The following is a 19,680-nucleotide window of genomic DNA, read 5'->3' as shown; positions in this document are numbered from 1 at the left end:
TTTTTTTTTTTTTTTTTTTTTTTTTTTTTTTTTTTTTTTTTTTTTTTTTTTTTTTTTTTTTTTTTTTTTTTTTTTTTTTTTTTTTTTTTTTTTTTTTTTTTTTTTTTTTTTTTTTTTAAAAAAAAAAAAGGAAGGAGAATATCCTGTAGATTTTACGATTTCCAAATATCGTATTAGACGTCTGGGATTGTGAATATCTAATTCATCTTGTTTTTTTAATTTTTTAAATTCTTCTTGCAAAAAAGATATTCCCTTTTTTTTAAAATGAAGAATCAAATCATTTCTAATATTTAAGTCTATTTCAGGAAAATTAGATAACCCTTCTGTTATAGCTTTTTCATACAATCCAGATCCTCCTACCAGAATCAGAATAGAATGTTTTTTAAATAATTTATAAATCTTTTCTAAACAGTCTATTTCAAAAAATTTAGCATTGTAAATTTGATGAATATTTAAATGTCCTATGAAATGATGAGGAATTCTAGAAAGTTCTTTTTTTGTAGGTATAGAAGTTCCTATTCTGAGTTCTTTATAAAATTGTCTAGAATCACAAGATAAGATTTCAGTTTTTAATTTTTCAGCTAAAAATAATGAAACGTGAGTTTTTCCAACACATGTTGGTCCCAAAATAAAAATAACAAATTTTTGATTCAATATTGAAGTGCATTTAATTTAGATAATTTAGTATACATCCAATAATCTGCTAAAACTAAAGCAGTCATAGATTCAACAATGGGTATAGCACGTGGCAAAACACAAGGATCATGTCTTCCCTTTCCTTCCATCAATACAAAATTACCATACCTATCTATAGTTTTTTGTTTTTGCATTATTGTAGCTACAGGTTTGAAAGCTATTTTAAAATAAATATCCATCCCATTTGATATTCCCCCTTGTATTCCTCCGGATAAGTTGGTTTTAGTTTTTCCATTCTGATGAAATAGATCATTATGTTGAGAACCGGTTAGTTTAGTTCCATAAAATCCACTGCCATATTCAAAACCTTTCACAGCATTAATTGAAAGCATAGCCTTTCCCAGTTCAGCATGTAATTTATCAAAAACTGGCTCTCCTATTCCTATTGGAACATTTTGAATGACACAAGTTATAGTTCCTCCTATTGTATCTCCTTTATTTTTTATTTTTTGAATTTTATATATCATTTTTTCCGCAATAGATGGATCAGGACATCTTATAGGATATTTTTCTATGGATTTTCTGGATAAATCTAATTCTTGATAAGATTTATTAATGGAAATATCTCCTACAGAAGAAACATAAGATGTAATTTTTATATTTTTTATTAATTGTTTAGCTATAGATCCAGCTACCACTCTACATATTGTTTCTCTGGCAGAAGAACGTCCTCCTCCTCTATAATCTCTGATTCCATATTTATTTTCATATGTGAAATCTGAATGAGATGGACGATAAATATCCTGAATATGTTTATAATCATCTGATTTATGATCTTTGTTATAAATAACAAAACCAATAGGAGTTCCTGTTGTTTTATTATCAAAAATTCCAGACAAAAAATTTACTTGATCAGGTTCATTTCTTTGAGTGACTATAGATGATTGACCCGGTTTTCTACGATTTAATTCATATTGAATTTCATCAAAATTTAATTCCAAACCTGCTGGACACCCATCAATCACACCTCCTAAAGCTGTTCCATGACTTTCTCCAAAAGTATTGATTTTAAATAACTTACCAAAAGTATTCCCTGCCATATAAATTTTAATTTTTAATCTCTATAGAAATAGGTCTTCCCAAATGGTTGATTCTACTCATTCCTATTAATATTTTGTTTCTATAACGTTTTTCTACTTCGAACAATGAAGAATTTGATAAAATTTCTATATGTCCAATATGAATACGTGAATTGTTAACTGCTTGATTAATTAAATTGATTAGCCCTAATTTTGTTAAATTATCTTTAGATCCTCTATTCAAAAATAGTTTGGAAAAAGATTCTTTTTTTGATTTTTTTGACCTCAAAAAAAGCTTTTTATTGAATTTATTATTAATAAAAATATTAGGATTTATATCCTTAGAATTTTTATAATAATTTATAATAGGATTTATATCCTTAGAATTTTTATAATAATTTATAAAACGATTAAATTCAATCCAAGAAAAACGTTTGATCAATTCTTCTTTGTCAAAAAATTCTAAATTTTTTTGTATTTCAGGAAGAAATTTTTTCATCAATTGTTCATCTACAACTACTTTTTTTACTTTTTCTATGAAATAAAGCAGTTGTTTTTCGCATATTTCTTTTCCACTAGGAACCATAACTCGTTCAAAGCTCTTTCCTATTTTTCTTTCAAACTCTTTTAAATTTCTAGTTTCTTTGGTATGTATAATACAAACAGAAATTCCAGAATTTCCAGCTCGTCCAGTACGACCACTTCTATGTACATAGATTTCACTTTCTTTTGGAAGATTATAATTTATGACATGAGTTATATTATGAATATCTAATCCACGAGCCGCCACATCCGTAGCAACGAGAAATTGCAAATTTTTGTTTCTGAATCGATTCATCACAGATTCACGTTGTGTTTGTGAAAGATCTCCATATAAAGCATCAGCATTATAACCATCTTTTATGAGATATTCAGCTATTTCTTTAGTTTCTTTTTTCGTACTACAAAATATAATCCCATAAATACCAGGATTAATGTCTACAATTCTTTTTAGAGCTAAATATTTTTTGTTTAAATGACCAACTATATAATAAATATGCTTGACATCATCACATCCAATATTTTTTTGTCCTGTAATTATTTCCACAGGGTCCGTTAAATAAGTATGAGCAATGACATTCATATATTTGGACATTGTTGCTGAAAAAAGAAGACTTTGTCTTTTTTTTGGTAACATATCAACTATGTAATCCAACTCTTCTTTAAATCCCATATTTAGCATTTCATCCGCTTCATCGAGAATCAAATATTTAATTTTTTCAAGATGCAATTGTTTTCTTTTTATTAAATCAATAATTCTACCTGGAGTTCCTGTTATAATGTGAGTTTTATTTTGCAAAGATTTAATTTGAGTATCTATATTTACTCCGCCATATAAAGGAATAATTCTAATCGACGATAAAAATTTAGAAAAACGACAAAGATCACGAGTAATTTGTATACAAAGCTCTCTTGTAGGACATAAAATAAAAGCTTGTGGGTTCCTCAGATCATAATTTACTTTTTGAATGATTGGTAATCCAAAAGCGGCTGTTTTTCCAGTTCCTGTTTGAGCTAATGCTATGATATCTCTTTCTGAAGAGAGTAAGAATGGAATAACTTTTTCTTGTATAGGAGTAGGATATTTAAAGCCAATATCTTCTAAGGCTTTAAGAATATTATTATTAAAAAAATTGTATTCTTTAAATGTTTTTTTCATAAAAGAATGGTTAAAAAATTAAAAAATGGTATTTTTAATTTTTCACTTATTATATCAACAAATATAGATAATTATTATTAACTATGATTATTTAATTGAATATTAGTTATTTATTAATATTTTTTCTCGTAAGTCTTTTAGTTATAGTTTCATATCTTATAAAAAGTAATAGGGCTGATATCGTGAGTCCTAATCCTAACCCGATCCATATCCCGTTTCCTCCTATTCTAATAGATAAAAACCAAGCTGTAGGCAAAGCAATAATCCAATAAGAAAAAAAACTGATCCACATAGGAATATGAACATCTTGCAATCCTCTTAAAGCTCCAAGAATGATTCCTTGTAAACCATCAGACAACTGAAAAAAACTAGCGATAAAAATCATTTTTTCTGCAATTTTGATTACCTCATAATCATTTTTTATATAGATGTAAGGAATATAGCCTCGAAATAAAAAAAAGAAAAGGCTGCAAATTAACATAAAAACAATTCCCATTAAAAGAATAGATTTTCCTATTCTTCTTAACTCAGAATAATTTTTTAAAGCAAACTGGGTTCCTATTCTAACTGTAGCAGCTACAGAAAGGCCTGTGCTTAGGAGAAAGGTAGAAGAGACTAAACTGATAACAATTTGATGAGCAGCCAATACCTTAATTCCACATCTTCCTGAGATAAAAGAAGAAATAGCAAAAGCACTCATTTCAAATAACATATGCAATCCAGAAGGAATCCCTATTTTGAGTATTTTTTTGAAATATTTTTTTTTAAAAAAAAAATATTTAAAATGATTATAGTAATCATGCACTTTCTTATGTCTGTACAATAAAACTAGAATTCCTATTAGCATAGTTATACGAGATATTAAGGTAGAATAAGCGACCCCCACAGTTCCTAATTTAGGGAATCCACACATTCCGTTAAGGAATACATAATTTAATATGATGTTAATAAAAGCTGAAAACCAAGTAACGACAAGACCGGGGTACACCAAAGATAATCCTTCCGAAAATTTTCTAAAAACTTCAAATATCATCCATGGAATGAAAGAAATAGCTATTATCTTCAGAAAAGATATAGTTTCACTCAAAATTTCTTTAGGTTGTCCTAAATAAGGTAGAACATAGGAAAAAACATGTATTAATCCATACATAAATATGGATAAAAGAAAATTGATAATTAATCCATGATAAAAAATAATGGCACCTTTTTTGTATTCTTGTTTGGCATCTATGGATGCTATTAGAGAAGAAATAGCTGCAGATATTCCCAATCCAAAAATAACTATAATAAAAAAAACAGAATTAGCTAATGAAACTGAAGCTAAAGCTTTTTTACCCAAAAAACCAACCATCATATTATCAGATAAACCAACAAATATGACTCCTAATTGAGTAAAAAAAACAGGAATAGCTAACAAAAAATTTTTTTTAATATGTTTCGAATATGTTTCGTTTTTTTTGATAAAACTAATATTTGAAATGATTCATTTAAATTTTTAGTTGATTTTGAATTGAAATTAGTTTTTTTTAATAAAGGGTAATTTTACCATTTTAATAGGGATTTTCTTCTTTCTTATTGAAAGAAAAACGGAATCTATTTTTTGTTTTTGATTCCACAAATATCCTAATCCAATTCCTTTTTTTAAAACTGGGGAAAAAATACCAGAAGTTACATTTCCAATAAGATTATCATTTTTATCTATTAACGAGTATCCTTGTCTAGGAATTTTTCCTTTTTCTTCTACAACAAAAGATATAAATTTTTTGTATTTTCCTTTCTTTTTTTGTCTTTGTAATATTTCTTTCGCAATAAATTTTTTTTCAAATTTTATGATCCAAGATAATCCTGCTTCTATAGGAGTTATTTCTTCACAAAGATCTTGTCCATATAAACGATATCCCATTTCTAATCTTAATGAGTTTCTACTTGCTATTCCGCAAGGAGTAATTTTATTTTTTTCTATTTCTAGAATATCACTCCATATTTTTTCCGCATATTCATTAGGAATATAAATTTCCACTCCTTTAGACCCTGTATATCCAGTACAAGAAATCAATACGTTTTTAATTCCTGCAAATTCTCCTATTTCAAAGTGATAAAAAGGGATTTTTTGTAATGGTATATTAGTTAATTTTTGAATGTAAAATAAGGATAAAGGTCCTTGAATAGCCAATAGAGAATATTCTTTAGAAAAATCTATGAATTCTATATGATAAGCATTTTTCTTTATATGATGATTTATCCATTTTTTATTTTTTTCAATATTAGCTGCATTAACTATAAGTAATAATTTCTTTTCCGAAATCTTATAAATCACTAAATCATCTATAATTCCTCCATGATTATTAATGAAACAGGTATATTGAGCTTGTCCTATTTTTATTTTGGATAAATCATTTGTGGTTAAATACTGAATTAGATTCATGGAATCTTGTCCATTCAATATGAACTTTCCCATATGACTAACATCAAAAATACCAGTTTCATTTCTTACAGACATATGTTCTATTAAAGAAGAAGTGTATTGAAGGGGCATAGAAAATCCAGAATAATCAATCATCTTAGCGCCTAAACGTATGTGATTTTCATATAATATTGTTCTTTTCAAATTATTTTCCATCATATTCAACAAAATTATTTTCCGTTTCGTATAAAGTTATTTTCAAATCAAAGTTTGAAGATATTCTTTTATTTATTTTATTCCACATGAAAATAACAAGATTTTCTGCAGTAGGATTTACAGAAGAAAACTCTTTCAAATCTAAATTGATGTTTTTATGATCAAAAAGTTCTTCTATTTCTTCACGAAGAATATCTCTTAACTTCTGCAAACTAAGAACAAATCCTGTTTCTATATTCACTTCTCCTGTGACACTGGCTATATACTCATAATTATGTCCATGATAGTTTAAATATGCACATTTTCCAAATATTTCTATATTTTTTTGATAATCCCAATGTCTATTGTAAAGTCTATGAGCAGCACTAAAATATCCTTTTCTGCTTATGGTTGCTTTCATGATTTAATAAATATTTAACTGATTTATATAATTTTTTAGTATAATTTTTAACCAAATTGTATAAGAATCTGGATAAAGATGAACATTCTTAATTAATTCATTTAACGAAGTCCATTTCCAATTTTCAACTTCTTTATAATTTATAATTGGAGATTTTTCATAATATCCAACAAAAACATGGTCTAATTCATTTTCTATCAACCCATTTCTCAAATATTCATGATAAGTAAAACAAAATCTTTGTTCTAAAAAACAATCAAAACCCATTTCTTCTATTAAACAACGATGAGCTGCTGTTAAAACCGATTCATTTTTTCTAGGATGACTACAACATGTGTTAGTCCAAAGTAAAGAAGAATGATATTTTTTTGAAGATCTTTTTTGTAACATTAAATCATTTTTTGGATTAAAAATGAATACAGAAACAGCACTATGAAAAAGTCCTTCTGAGTGAATTTTTTCTTTTTTTTCAAATCCAATAATCTGATTTTCTTTTCCTATCAAAGGAATGTAGTCATCGTTTACTATTTTATTTCTATCCTTCATATTCATCAATTTTAAAAAATAATGTAATGTATAGAATTAGATTAAAAGGTTATTTTTAATTTATTTTTGGTTATGAAAAAAGAAATTAAAGAATTATTAAATGAATTAAATAATTTAAAAAAAAATACGTTGATAAGTGAAATGCGTATTCAGTTTATTTTTTTATCCACAAAATTAGATTTTTTAATAGCAAAAATGCCAATAAATAATAAAATTTTACAACCTTTCGGTTATCTACATGGAGGGGCTACAATCACTTTAGCTGAAAGTGTTGGCAGTTCTTTATCTTTTATCAATCTGAAAGTGAAAAAACTAAAAGAAGATAAAAGTGCAGTAAGTGTAGAAAAAAATAATTTCAATGTTAAAAACATTGAGATTTCTGCCAATCATATTCTATGTATAAAAAAAGGGATTTTATTTGCTAAAGCTAAAATTTTTCATAAAGGAAAAACTTTACATGTTATTCAAATTGATGTTTATAATGAAAAAAAAGATGTAATTAGCTTTTGTAAAATGACTAATTTTATAATTAAAACGAGATAAATATGTTTAAAAAAATCAGTATCTTTTCTTTATATAAAAAAGTCATCAAAAATTATTGGAATCACAATCCATTTGTTATTTTCAGAAAACCTCACGAAAATAAGGTTTTTTTTTATTCTAATTATGATTCTAAAGGAAAAAGATTTTTTCTTATCCAAGATTTTGATCATAATTATACGATAAAAATAGTTCCAAAAAAAATTTATTATGCAGACATACGGAAATCTTTTGTAAAAGATACTTCTGAAGACAAGTCTTCCTTTTTAACTTATTCTTCAGAGTATAAAAATTTAATTCAAAAAGCAATAGAAGAAATTCGAAAAGGACACTTTCAAAAAGTAGTTTTGTCCAGATCTATAAAGATTTCTTTTCACACTTTTTATTTTAAAAAAACTTTTCAAAAGTTAATTTTTTCTTATCCAAATGCTTTAATCAGTCTTTGGTACGATATTCATCATGGATTTTGGATAGGATGTTCTCCAGAATTATTAATGAAATTTCATGAAAATAAATTTAAAACAGTAGCTTTAGCAGGAACTGTTTGGGATCAACAGAAATGGACGAAAAAAGAAATAGAAGAGCATAAAATTGTAATAAAATACATTATTCATTTATTGAAATCTTATAAAGGATCCATCTTTTTAGAAAAGACTAAAACGGTAGAAATGGGTCATTTAAAACATTTGGAAACTCCAATTTTTTTTTCTTTTTTGGAAAAACCTGATTATTATGAAATATTGGATCGCCTCCATCCTACTCCTTCTATATGTGGTTTTCCTAAAAAAGAATCTTTAGATTTTATTCAAAAATATGAAGGATATAAAAGAAATTTTTATACAGGATCCATTGGAATTGGAAGCAGAAAAAACATGGAATTATATCTTCATTTGAGATGTGCAAGAATCAAGGAAGATAAAAAAGAAATAACTTTGTATGCTGGAAGTGGAATTACTGTGGACAGTAATATAGATCAAGAATATATAGAAACAGAAAACAAAGTTAAAAATATTCTTTCTCAACTCGTTTTTAAATGATTTTTTTTTTTCTATGAAATGGTCTTATAATTAAACGTACGCTTTTATTATAATGAAAATATTGAATGATCCAATTGGTTAAGGCTATTACTCTATTTCTAAAACCAACTAAACTAACTAGATGAACAAACATCCATACAATCCATGCTAAAAAACCTTTTAATTTAAAATAGGGAAAATCACATACAGCTTTGTTTCTTCCAATAGTAGCCATAGAACCTAAATTTTTATAAATAAAAGGTTTAATGTTTTTTTTGTCTGAAAAAAGATTAAAATTTTTAGCTAAATAATTACCTTGTTGGATGGCAGGTTGAGCGGTCATAGGATGACCATTAGGATAAGATTTCATATAAGCAACGTCTCCAATCGCAAAAATATTTTTGTATTTTATAGTTTTAAAATAATCATCTACCAAGATTCTATGTCCTTTCACATCTTCTTTTAAAAAACCTTTTATAATAGCTCCTTTTACTCCTGCAGCCCATATGACATTAGCAGATTCTATTTTTTTATTTTTTTCTATAAAAACTATTTTTCCATCGTAATCTTGAACTAAACAATTTAACCAAATGATGACCCCTAATTCTTTCAAATTTTTATAAGCTTCTTCTGCTGATTTTTCGGACATCCCATCTAATAGTCTAGGAGAAGCTTGTAACAAGTGAATATTCATAGATTGAATATTTAAATCAGGATAATCATGTGGAAGAATATATTTTTTCATTTCAGCTAAAGCTCCAGCAAGTTCTACCCCGGTAGGCCCCCCACCTACAATCACAAATGTCATAAGTCTTTCTCTTTCTTTAACATCTTTTGTTAGCAAAGCAGATTCAAAATCTTGCAAAATAAGACTTCTAAGATCTAAAGCTTCTGGAATCGATTTCATTGGCAAGGCGAATGACTCAATATTCTTATTCCCAAAATAGTTAGTAACAGATCCTGTAGCCACAATTAAATAATCATAAGATAAATCACCTACATTGGTATAGATTTTTTGCTTCTCTGTATTGATATAATGAACATAAGCTAATCTGAAAAAAAAGTTTTTTGTTTTTTTGATAATATTTCTGATAGAATGTGCAATAGAATCCGGTTCTAACCCAGCTGTAGCTACTTGATATAACAATGGTTGAAAAGTATGATAATTATTCTTATCTATAAGAACAACCTGAAATTTGTCTCTTCTCAGTTTTTTTGCTATTTGTAAACCAGAAAAACCGGCGCCAATAATCACGACTCTTTTTAGATTATTTATTGTTGGAATATTCATAGTCAAAAGTTTGACACATCAGCTAATTTATATATATATATTTTCATTTTAATTAATAAATTAATAATTTTGTTTAAAAATAGATTCTGATGACTTACTATTTCATTATAAATTAATAATTTTGTTTAAAAATAGATTCTGATGACTTACTATTTCATTATTGGCACTACTTTTTTGGTAAGTGTTATTGTTAATACGATCTTAAAGAATAAATTCCGAGAATATTCTAAATTTTATTTACATTCTTATATGAGTGGAAAAGAAGTAGCGGAAAAAATGTTAACAGATAATAGGATTACTGATGTTAATGTTCTTTCAGTCGAAGGGGATATGACAGATTATTATAATCCTCTAAACAAAACAATAAATTTAAGTGAAAAAGTTTACAATGGAAGAAATGCAGCTGCTGTTGCAGTAGCTGCTCATGAATGTGGTCATGCCTTACAACATAAGTTAGGTTATAATTTGTTGAAAATACGAAATCATTTAGTTCCTCTTTTGAATTATAGTTCGACATTCACTAATTTAGCTATAATATCTGGATTAACAATCTTTTACAATTCAGGAGGAAAAGATTCTTTGATTCTTAAATTAGGAATAGGATTATTTTTCTTAGTTGTTCTTTTTTCTTTTATAACTTTACCAATAGAATTTGATGCAAGCAATAGAGCTTTGACTTGGATGAGAAACAAAAATATAGTCAATTATCAAGAATACAACAAAGCGAAAGAATCTTTAAATTGGGCTGCCATGACTTATGTTGTTTCTGCTTTAGGAAGTTTGGCTCAACTGATATATTTCTTGTCTTTTTTCACAAATGCAAGTAAAAAAAATGAACAACTTTAATTGTTTTTTTTCTTTTTTCTAGCGTTTCTTGGATTTGGACGAAGATTTCCATAAGTTTTGTTTCTGATTTTTCCTCTTTTAGTTTTTTTATCTCCTTTTCCCATATTGATTTGTGTATAACTTATTGAATAGTTCATGTATTTTATCTGCTTTTTTTTGTAAAAAAGTTACAGATGTATAGTTACTAATAATAAAATGAGATTTTTTTTCTCTTTTTTTGTTAGATATTTGATTTTTTAGACGATTTATAATTTGATTTTCATTTAGATTATCTCTTTTTATAATTCTTTCAATCATCTTTTCTATAGGTGAAATGATAGTCATAATAATATCACATTCTTTATAACTTCCACTTTCAAATAAAATAGCAGATTCTTTGATTACATATAAAGTTTTTTTTTGTACAGAAAAAATCCAATTTTTAAAATCAATTGAAATCCATGGATGGACAATAGAACATAATAATTTTAATGCAGAAGGATTTTTGAAAACAATTTCAGATAAATAGGTTTTATTAATTTTTTCTTTTTTATAAGAATCTTTTCCAAAATGTTTGATAATATTTTTTTTTATAATTTCTGTTTGATTCATTAATATTTTTCCCCTTTCATCTGAAGAGTAAACAGGGATTCCTTTTTTTTTGAAAAAAGAAGAAAATAAACTCTTTCCGGATCCCATTTTTCCCGTTATTCCTATCAACAAAAATTTCATTTTTTTTCCTGTTTTTTATTTTGATGATTCAAAGTTTCACTATAACGTAATTGAGTCAGTTCCTTGGAAACTGTATTTTTTTCAATTTTTATTTTTCCTGTAACAGTTTCTAGTACACAAACATTATCTGTAATCTCTATGATCTTACCGTGTATTCCTGAATTATTTACTATATAATTTCCTTTTTTTAGATTTTCCTGGAATTTTTTTTCAATTTTTTGTTTTCGTATTTGAGGACGTATCATAAAAAAATAGAATATAATGAAAATCAATGCAAACATACAAATAGTATTTGCAATAGAATTTTGTTGCAATAAAAAAAACATAAAATAACATTTAAAGTTTATAGAGTCGTCATCAGACTTATAGAAGTCCTTTTCCTATTTTAAATATTTTATTCTTATTATGTAAAAGTTTAAATATTTGATCTAATATTCCATTAATAAAAATTTTACTTTTTTCCATGCAAAATATTTTTGTAATTTCTATATATTCATTCATAGTGGCTTTTGGAGGGATATTCGGAAAATATAAAAATTCACAAATAGCCATTTGCAATATAATTAAATCTATAATTGCTATTCTTTTTATATCCCAATTATTTGATATATCGTCGATTAAATTATTAAATTCATTTTTGTGAAAAATTGTATTCCTATATAAATCAATAATAAATTTTTTATTCTCGTTATTTTTGTAAATGTTATATAATTTAAAATTCGGAGGAGTAGAATGTTTTATAAATCGTAAAGTTTTGCAAACCATGGTATGAGCTATACATAAATTCTCTTGTCCGTTAATATATAGATCTTCTATATATTCTAGAAGTTTTTTATTTGGAATCACAATATTTTTATAATATTTTATGATAAATTTTTTCTCTTCTTCAAAAGAAGTGCAAGGCTTATCAAAATATTTTTTACATAAAATTGATTCTTGCATCTCTTGTAATAAAAGAAAGAAGTATTCGTCTTGTTTTTTCCATAAAATTTTCCCAGAATTTTCTGTAGAACTATATTCTTCGATCAAGTACTTATTATTAGACAGGATTTTGATTACGGAGTTATATGCCAATTTTTGTATTGGATTTGTGCTTTTTCTATTGTATAAATTTCTTTTTATAGCGTTTTCTCTAATTTTCAAAATTAAACAAAGAAGAGAAATATATAAATTATGCAATTCTTCAATGCTTTTAAGCATGTTTTCTTCAACTTGATTTGAATCCATTTTAGATAAATGTTGAGCATATAAAAATTGCAAACTTCTTATTCTGAAGTGTCGTCTTATTGACATTTTTTATTCATGATGTTGATTTTTAACACAACAAGATCTTTTGTACAATTATATAAATAAAAAATCAAACTTAAAAAGTTTGTATTTTTGTATGTTATATGAGTGGGTTATTTGCTTTTAGCAAAAAATATTGTCAAAGATACAAATTACGTTTGTGCATAGGTTTTTTATTGATTCTAATATCAAATATTTTAACTATGCTTCCTATTCCTTATATAGGAAAATCTATTAACACAATCAAAAATCTATTTACCAGCTTTTCAAATGCATCAAATTCTTTCTATTTAAAAAAAGAGATCTGTATTTATACTAGCATTATACTGATAGTTCCAATCATTGGAGGATTTGTTAAATATCACATGCGACAATGTATTATAACAACATCTAGAATGATAGAATTTGATATAAAAAATGAAATTTTTTCACATTATCAAAAATTGAGTTTGTCTTTTTATAAGAAAAACTCTACAGGGGATTTGATGAATCGACTAACAGAAGATGTTTCTTTTATCAGACAATATATAGGTCCTGGTATCATGTATTTTGTGAATCTTATCGTTCTTTTTTTCATGGTTTTTGTACAAATGTTACGAATTAACAAGATTCTGACTTTTTATGTAATTTTGCCCATTCCTGTTCTTTTTATTTTCATTTATTATATAAGTATTTCTATTACTAGAAAAAGTGAGGAAGTTCAAAATTATCAATCTATTATATGTTCTTTCATTCAAGATGCTTTTTCTGGAATTCATGTTATTAAATCATTTGTAGCAGAACCTTTTTTTCAAAATAAACATAAGAAAATCATATCTGAATACCAAAAAAAGAATATAGAATTAGCAAAAATAGATACTATTTTATCTTCTGTTATAATATTTTTTATAGGAACTAGTCATTTGTTAATTCTTTTTTTTGGAGGAAAAAAATATTTTGAAGGAGAGATAAAAGAGATAGGAACCATTGCTGAATTTTTTACATACATTAATGTATTGATTTTTCCTTTCATTATATTGGGCTGGGTAGTTTCTATTGTAGAAAGGGCTAAAGTTTCACGAATTCGCATAAGTGAATTTTTAAAAGAAAAACCAGAAATTTCCAATAAAAACTTGATAAAAACGAAAATTTTTGGTAAAGTTCAATTTAAAAACGTTAGTTTCATTTATTACAAAAATAAAAATGATATAAAAAATAAAAATCATACAATTAGCAAAATATCTTTTACCCTTATGAAAGGAGAGACTTTGATTCTAACGGGAGAAACAGGATCAGGAAAAACAACTATAGGAAGATTAATGTCACGTTTATATGATCCTCATCAAGGAGAAATATTAATAGATAATTTATCTTTAAAAAATCATAATTTGTATGATTTAAGAAACAATATAGGTTATGTACCTCAAGAATCTTTTCTTTTTTCAGATTCGATTTACAATAACATTGCTTTAGGAAGTATAGAAAAAGTAACTCAATGTAAAGTATATGAAGCCGCAAGAAAAGCTATGATAGAAGATGATATTTTAAATTTTAATAATGGATATGAAACAGTTATAGGAGAAAGGGGAATTACTTTATCTGGAGGGCAAAAACAAAGAATATGCATAGCAAGAGCTCTTATAAGAAATCCCAAAATTCTTATATTTGATGATAGTTTTTCTGCTATAGATCAGAGAACTAGAAAGTTAATTATCAATTATATAAAAAAAGGAATGAGAAATAGTACCATTATTATTATTACTCATGATACTTCTTATGTTTCTGATTTTGATCTATTTATTGTTTTAAAAGATGGAAAAATATCAAGAATAGAAAATCATAATATTTTGTTGTAGAATTTTTAAAAAAATTGATTTTGAATAATCATCCTACATTTTTTTTATTTAGATTTGCTTTATTAGGATTATAATATTTTTTGAAATGGACGAAAAAGAAAATATCAAAGAAAGAAATGAAATTTGTTCACGAACTCTAAAAACTGGTAGTCGCACGTATTTTTTTGATGCAAGAGAAACAAGAGCTGGTGATTATTATTTAACCATCACTGAAAGTAAGAAAAACTTTTCTGAAACAGGAGAAGTAACTTATAAAAAACACAAAATCTATTTGTATAAAGAGGATTTTTCGAAATTTCAAAGCATACTTGATGATATGATTAGATTTATTATTCATGAAAAAGGAAGAGAAGTGATTTCGGAACGCCATCAAAAAGATTTTAAGAATCATACAACATATAATCAAAGTCAAGAGGTCAAAGAAGCTCAAAAAAAAACATCAGAAATAAAGGATTTCACAAATATTAATTTTGAGGATATTTAATAAGTAGGATAGAGTGAGTGATGGTTGCACGCTGTTCTGTTTGTTAAAGTTTTTTAAGGATAGGTATGTTTTTTAATAAGGAGATGACAGATATGGAGAACTATATGAATATAATGAATGACATTAATACTTTTATATTTGATGTAGATGGTGTATTAACAAATTGTACTTTGAATTTATTTCCAGATGGGAACATGGTTCGTCAAATGTTTGCTAAAGATGGATATGCTATGCAGTTAGCAAAAAAAAAAGGGTATAATTTGTGTATCATTACAAGGGGATCAGATTTAATGGTTTTTAGACGTTTAAGAGGTTTGAATATCCGTTATATTTATCAAGGAGTTGATAACAAAAAGAAATATTTGGATGAATATTGTAATATTTTGAATATTACAAAGAATAAAGTTCTTTATATGGGAGATGATATTCCGGACATTGAAATCATGAAATCTGTAGCTTTGCCTTGTTCTCCAATAGATGCAGTTCAAGAAGTTAAAGATATATCTAAATATGTTTCACCGAAAAAAGGGGGAAGAGGATGCGTGAGAGATGTGATTGAACAAACTTTGAAAATTCAAAAAAATTGGTTTTAAAAAACCAAAAAAAAATAGTGTCTTTTTCAGGACACTATTTTTTTTTTCTATTCACACATTCACCTTTACATCATTCCTCCCATTCCACCTCCTCCAGCTCCTGGCATTGAAGGGGCCGCATTAGATTCCTCTTTTCTAATTTCTGTAACAACACATTCAGTAGTTAACAACATTCCGGATACCGAAGCTGCATTTTCCAATGCCACTCTAGCAACCTTAGTAGGATCTATGATTCCTTCTGCAATCATATTTTTATATTCTCCAATTTTAGCATCATATCCATAATCTCCTTCTCCTTCAGCTACTTTAGCAACAACTACAGATCCTTCTCCGCCTGCATTAGCTACAATTTGACGCAAAGGTTCTTCTAAAGATCTTCTGACTATTTGTATTCCAGTATCTTGATCAGCATTTTCTCCTCTTAGATTATCTAAAGAATTAACAGCACGAACTAAAGCTACTCCACCTCCTGCTACAATTCCTTCTTCTACTGCAGCTCTAGTAGCATTTAAAGCGTCATCTACACGATCTTTTTTCTCTTTCATTTCAACTTCAGATGCTGCTCCAACATAAAGAACTGCTACTCCTCCCGCTAATTTTGCGAGACGTTCTTGCAATTTCTCCTTATCGTAATCCGATGTAGTTGATTCTATTTGTGCTTTGATTTGATCAACACGCGCTCTTATATCTTTTTTGTTCCCTCCACCATTAACAATAGTAGTATTATCTTTATCTACAATAACTCTTTCTGCCTTCCCTAACATATTTAATTTTACATCTTCTAACTTGCTTCCTGTTTCTTCAGAAATAACGGACCCCCCTGTCAGAATAGCTATATCCTCTAACATGGCTTTTCTCCTATCTCCAAAACCAGGAGCTTTAATAGCAGCCACTTTTAGAGTTCCGCGTATCTTATTTACTACTAATGTAGCTAAAGCTTCTCCTTCAACTTCTTCAGAAATAATAAGAAGGGGCTTACCGGACTGTGCTACAGGTTCCAATATAGGCAACAAATCTTTCATTGCTGCTATTTTCTTATCAGATAATAAAATTTGAGGTTGATCAAATTCAGTGATCATTTTCTCGGTATTTGTAACAAAATATGGAGATTGATAACCTCTATCAAATTGCATTCCTTCAACAACATCAACAGATGTATCTGTTCCTTTTGCTTCTTCCACAGTTATGACACCTTCTTTTCCTACTTTTTCAAAAGCATCAGCTATTAAAGACCCAGTTTTTTCGTCGTTATTTGCAGAGATAGAAGCTACCTGTTTGATCTTCTCTGTATTCCCTCCAACCTCTCTAGATTGTTTTCTTAAATCTAAAATTACAGCTTTTAAAGCTTTATCTATTCCTCTTTTTAAATCCATAGGATTAGCCCCAGCTGCTACATTTTTCAATCCTTCTCTAACAATAGCTTGAGCTAAAACAGTTGCAGTTGTAGTTCCATCTCCTGCCACATCATTTGTTTTAGAAGCAACTTCTTTCACCATTTGAGCTCCAAGATTCTCTATAGGATCTTCTAATTCAATTTCTTTAGCTACAGTCACACCATCCTTGGTGACTTGAGGTCCTCCAAATGATTTTTGCAATACAACATTACGACCTTTTGGGCCTAAAGTTACCTTGACTGCATTAGCTAATGCATCTACTCCTTTTTTTAGTTTATCTCTTGCTTCAATATCAAATTTTATATCTTTTGCCATAATTTTTTAATTTTTTAATGAATTAACAAGTTATATGATAGCTATTACATCAGACTCACGCATTATGAGATATTCTTCTCCTTCCCATTTCAATTCCGTCCCAGAATATTTTCCGTACAATACTCTATCTCCTTCTTTTAAAATCATAGGTTCATTCTTTTTTCCTTTCCCTACTGCGATTATAGTTCCTTTTTGTGGTTTTTCTTTTGCAGTATCAGGAATAATTATACCTGAAGCTGTTTTTGTTTCAGCAGGATCAGGTTGTACAAGAACACGATCTGCTAAAGGTTTAATCTTTACTTCCACCATATTTTAAATAATTTTTAAAGTTTATGATACTAATCGTCCAAAGCCAAAAACATGCCAAATAAAAAATACTTGAATTTTTTTCATTTAAGTAATATTAAATGTCATTATGACATACATGTTTAATGTTTTGACTTTAGAAAAAAATTGAAAAACAGAGTCAAAAAGAATATAATAATGGATAAAAACCAAGTAACATTTTCTAAAAATGTATTTGTTCTCTTAATCCCAAAAAATCTAAAATTTTTTTCCATAAAAGTCTGATTAATACTTTCTTTTTTAGGATTTTGTATTAGTATAACCAATATAAGTAGAAGACACATTGTGATAATAAAAAATCCAAATATAGTTATAGGTGTCGTTTCCATTTACCAATTATTATTTTCATTAAATATTTTGTGATATACTTGAATAGTAAGTTTCTCTATGATCTTATCAATGGGTCTTTCTAAAAAGAGTTCTTTTTTGTGATAAAAATCTTCTGATATTACAAAACATTGCTCCCAGCTTTTTTCTGGTTCAAAATTGTCTCTATAATATATTTTTACCGTTATTTGAATTTTTTTTAATGGATGATTTTTCGTTGAAACAATTATGTAATCCAAAAATGTTCCTTCTAAAATAGCATCTCCATCTTTTAATACCAAATTAGAAGGATTATGTTTCATAATATAATCTTCAAGATACTTTCTAAAATCAAAAGCAATAGATCTTCTAGGTATATTTATATTTTCTGAGAAATCTCCTATTTCTATTGTTTTTTTTATATCAAAAAATGAATAAAGAGAAGGATGGGAACAACTAGTAACAGTAAAAAATATTAAAGTCAAAATAATTTTATTACAAGCCATACTGTTTAATTTTTCTATATAATGTTCTTTCTGAAATTCCTAATTCTTTAGCTGTTTTCCTTCTTTTTCCATTATTTTTTTTTAAAGTTTTTTGAATAAACTCTATTTCCTTTTTTTGTAAAGAAAAAGAAGATGATTCATTTTTCGATAAATCCTCTTCTACTTCTTCATAATCAAAATCATCCTCAGAAGAAGGTTTAGACGAATCTTCTAATTGAAAAATTGAATTCTCTCTATTATGAATCATTTTTCCAAAAACTTTTTCCATAAGTTGCTGATTATTTTCAATAAATCTAGAATCCGTATGATTTTTAATCAATTGAAAAGTAACATCTTTCAAATCATTCAAATTTTTTTTCATATCAAACAAAATTTTATACAGAAAATCTCTTTCCCTAGAAGGGCCTTGAAAGAAAGTTTCACTGTGAGAAAATGATATTGAAGGTATATTTTCTGGAATGTATTCTTTTAATTTTTCTATAGAAATTTCACGTTTTGTTTCTACCACAGAAATTTGTTCTGTCATATTTTTTAATTGTCTGACATTTCCTGGCCAAGAATAATTTTCTAGATATTTTAAGGATTCTTCAGTAAGTAGAACTGGAGGCATATGATATTTTTCAGCAAAATCATTGGCAAATTTTTTAAACAAAAATTTGATATCATTTTTACGAAATCGTAAAGGAGGTACATTAATTTGTACTGTATTAAGACGATAATACAAATCCTCTCTAAATTTTCCTCTTTGTATAGATTCTATCATATTTAAATTAGTAGCAGCAACAATTCGTATATTAGTTTTTTGAATCTTAGAAGAACCAACTTTAATGAATTCTCCTGATTCTAAAATTCTAAGAAGGCGTACTTGTGTAGTCAAAGGAAGCTCTCCTACTTCATCTAAAAATATGGTACCTCCATTAGCTCCTTCAAAATAACCCTTTCGCATACTTGTAGCACCTGTAAAAGAACCTTTCTCATGTCCAAAAAGTTCACTGTCAATAGTTCCTTCTGGAATGGCTCCGCAATTTACAGCAATATAAGAATTATGTTTTCTGGAAGAGAATTGATGAATAATTTTTGGTATAAATTCTTTTCCTACTCCACTTTCTCCAAGAACTAATACCGAAATATCGGTAGGAGCCACTTGTACAGTTTTTTCTAAAGCTCGATGTAAAGCATAATCATATCCAATGATTCCAAACTTTTGTTTTATATTTTGGATAAATTCCAT

At 27.0% G+C, this 19,680-nt stretch carries 23 protein-coding genes; 6 read left to right on the top strand and 17 right to left on the bottom strand.

Going from position 1 to position 19,680, the window contains the following annotated elements; translation table 11 throughout:
- From H0H68_RS02300 to H0H68_RS02270, 7 genes are all read right to left on the bottom strand, one after another.
- Positions 1-654 (bottom strand): tRNA (adenosine(37)-N6)-dimethylallyltransferase (locus H0H68_RS02300; protein ID WP_317168023.1); only part of this gene is annotated, 654 nt, incomplete at its 3' end.
- Entirely contained in the window at positions 651-1,736 is a 1,086-nt protein-coding gene (gene aroC / locus H0H68_RS02295) for a chorismate synthase (protein ID WP_185853199.1), read from the bottom strand. The genes H0H68_RS02300 and aroC, both read right to left, overlap by 4 nt.
- Before the next feature lie 7 nt (positions 1,737-1,743).
- On the bottom strand, positions 1,744-3,414 hold the full coding sequence (locus H0H68_RS02290) for a DEAD/DEAH box helicase (RefSeq protein ID WP_185853198.1): 1,671 nt from the start codon (positions 3,412-3,414) through the stop codon (positions 1,744-1,746).
- Between the two features lie 106 nt (positions 3,415-3,520).
- Complete coding sequence (locus tag H0H68_RS02285; protein WP_262887118.1) at positions 3,521-4,822, bottom strand: MATE family efflux transporter; 1,302 nt, start codon at positions 4,820-4,822, stop codon at positions 3,521-3,523.
- A gap of 108 nt (positions 4,823-4,930) precedes the next feature.
- Positions 4,931-6,037 carry a glycine cleavage system aminomethyltransferase GcvT gene (gcvT, locus tag H0H68_RS02280; protein WP_185853196.1) on the bottom strand — a complete coding sequence of 369 codons (1,107 nt, stop codon included), beginning with the start codon at positions 6,035-6,037 and terminating at the stop codon, positions 4,931-4,933.
- Positions 6,024-6,434, bottom strand: a complete 411-nt coding sequence (locus H0H68_RS02275; protein ID WP_185853195.1) for a 6-pyruvoyl trahydropterin synthase family protein — start codon at positions 6,432-6,434, stop codon at positions 6,024-6,026. The genes gcvT and H0H68_RS02275 overlap by 14 nt, the downstream gene beginning before the upstream one ends.
- Positions 6,435-6,437: 3 nt before the next feature.
- Entirely contained in the window at positions 6,438-6,980 is a 543-nt protein-coding gene (locus H0H68_RS02270) for an isopentenyl-diphosphate Delta-isomerase (RefSeq protein WP_185853194.1), read from the bottom strand.
- 72 nt (positions 6,981-7,052) lie between these two features.
- On the opposite strand from H0H68_RS02270, the gene H0H68_RS02265 reads away from it, so the two are divergent.
- Complete coding sequence (locus H0H68_RS02265; protein WP_185853193.1) at positions 7,053-7,523, top strand: PaaI family thioesterase; 471 nt, start codon at positions 7,053-7,055, stop codon at positions 7,521-7,523.
- 2 nt (positions 7,524-7,525) lie between these two features.
- The gene (locus tag H0H68_RS02260) at positions 7,526-8,557 is read left to right on the top strand and encodes a chorismate-binding protein (protein WP_185853192.1); all 1,032 of its coding nucleotides are present in this window, start codon (positions 7,526-7,528) and stop codon (positions 8,555-8,557) included.
- On the opposite strand, the gene H0H68_RS02255 is transcribed toward H0H68_RS02260, so the two are convergent.
- Positions 8,550-9,827, bottom strand: a complete 1,278-nt coding sequence (locus tag H0H68_RS02255; protein WP_185853191.1) for an NAD(P)/FAD-dependent oxidoreductase — start codon at positions 9,825-9,827, stop codon at positions 8,550-8,552. The two genes, H0H68_RS02260 and H0H68_RS02255, sit on opposite strands and share 8 nt — an antisense overlap.
- Before the next feature lie 141 nt (positions 9,828-9,968).
- Here H0H68_RS02255 and H0H68_RS02250 point away from each other — a divergent pair, with 141 nt between their 5' ends.
- On the top strand, positions 9,969-10,673 hold the full coding sequence (locus H0H68_RS02250; protein WP_185853190.1) for a zinc metallopeptidase: 705 nt from the start codon (positions 9,969-9,971) through the stop codon (positions 10,671-10,673).
- Here H0H68_RS02250 and H0H68_RS02245 read toward each other — a convergent pair.
- From H0H68_RS02245 to nusB, 4 genes are read right to left on the bottom strand one after another with little or no spacing between them, the layout of a single operon-like run.
- On the bottom strand, positions 10,670-10,777 hold the full coding sequence (locus tag H0H68_RS02245; RefSeq protein WP_185853189.1) for a 30S ribosomal protein THX: 108 nt from the start codon (positions 10,775-10,777) through the stop codon (positions 10,670-10,672). The genes H0H68_RS02250 and H0H68_RS02245 overlap by 4 nt on opposite strands.
- Positions 10,761-11,384, bottom strand: coding sequence for a dephospho-CoA kinase (coaE, locus tag H0H68_RS02240; RefSeq protein WP_185853188.1), 624 nt, complete (start codon positions 11,382-11,384; stop codon positions 10,761-10,763). The genes H0H68_RS02245 and coaE overlap by 17 nt, the downstream gene beginning before the upstream one ends.
- The gene (gene yajC, locus H0H68_RS02235) at positions 11,381-11,710 is read right to left on the bottom strand and encodes a preprotein translocase subunit YajC (RefSeq protein ID WP_185853187.1); all 330 of its coding nucleotides are present in this window, start codon (positions 11,708-11,710) and stop codon (positions 11,381-11,383) included. The genes coaE and yajC overlap by 4 nt, the downstream gene beginning before the upstream one ends.
- Positions 11,711-11,747: 37 nt before the next feature.
- Positions 11,748-12,677 carry a transcription antitermination factor NusB gene (gene nusB, locus H0H68_RS02230; RefSeq protein ID WP_185853186.1) on the bottom strand — a complete coding sequence of 310 codons (930 nt, stop codon included), beginning with the start codon at positions 12,675-12,677 and terminating at the stop codon, positions 11,748-11,750.
- 98 nt (positions 12,678-12,775) lie between these two features.
- On the opposite strand from nusB, the gene H0H68_RS02225 reads away from it, so the two are divergent.
- The 3 genes from H0H68_RS02225 (at position 12,776) to H0H68_RS02215 (ending at position 15,583) form a co-directional block, all read left to right on the top strand.
- Complete coding sequence (locus H0H68_RS02225) at positions 12,776-14,506, top strand: ABC transporter ATP-binding protein (RefSeq protein WP_185853185.1); 1,731 nt, start codon at positions 12,776-12,778, stop codon at positions 14,504-14,506.
- 85 nt (positions 14,507-14,591) lie between these two features.
- On the top strand, positions 14,592-14,990 hold the full coding sequence (locus tag H0H68_RS02220) for a DUF3276 family protein (RefSeq protein WP_185853184.1): 399 nt from the start codon (positions 14,592-14,594) through the stop codon (positions 14,988-14,990).
- A gap of 104 nt (positions 14,991-15,094) precedes the next feature.
- Positions 15,095-15,583 (top strand): KdsC family phosphatase, encoded by a 489-nt coding sequence (locus H0H68_RS02215; RefSeq protein WP_238783937.1) that lies wholly within the window; start codon positions 15,095-15,097, stop codon positions 15,581-15,583.
- Positions 15,584-15,648: 65 nt separating this feature from the next.
- Here H0H68_RS02215 and groL read toward each other — a convergent pair whose 3' ends face one another.
- The 5 genes from groL to H0H68_RS02190 form a co-directional block, all read right to left on the bottom strand.
- A complete protein-coding gene (gene groL / locus H0H68_RS02210) occupies positions 15,649-17,292 on the bottom strand; it encodes a chaperonin GroEL (protein ID WP_185853183.1) in 1,644 nt (547 codons plus the stop codon).
- Positions 17,293-17,322: 30 nt separating this feature from the next.
- Positions 17,323-17,601 (bottom strand): co-chaperone GroES, encoded by a 279-nt coding sequence (locus H0H68_RS02205; protein WP_185853182.1) that lies wholly within the window; start codon positions 17,599-17,601, stop codon positions 17,323-17,325.
- 119 nt (positions 17,602-17,720) lie between these two features.
- Positions 17,721-17,921: a preprotein translocase subunit SecG gene (gene secG, locus H0H68_RS02200; RefSeq protein ID WP_238783984.1), complete on the bottom strand. Its 201-nt coding sequence runs from the start codon at positions 17,919-17,921 to the stop codon at positions 17,721-17,723.
- 45 nt (positions 17,922-17,966) lie between these two features.
- Entirely contained in the window at positions 17,967-18,449 is a 483-nt protein-coding gene (locus H0H68_RS02195) for a hypothetical protein (RefSeq protein ID WP_185853180.1), read from the bottom strand.
- Positions 18,439-19,680 (bottom strand): sigma-54 interaction domain-containing protein, encoded by a 1,242-nt coding sequence (locus tag H0H68_RS02190; protein ID WP_185853179.1) that lies wholly within the window; start codon positions 19,678-19,680, stop codon positions 18,439-18,441. The genes H0H68_RS02195 and H0H68_RS02190 overlap by 11 nt, the downstream gene beginning before the upstream one ends.

Source organism: Blattabacterium cuenoti, assembly GCF_014251555.1.
Taxonomy (GTDB): Bacteria; Bacteroidota; Bacteroidia; order Flavobacteriales; family Blattabacteriaceae; genus Blattabacterium; species Blattabacterium cuenoti_P.
This window is presented reverse-complemented; position numbering and strand designations above follow the sequence as displayed.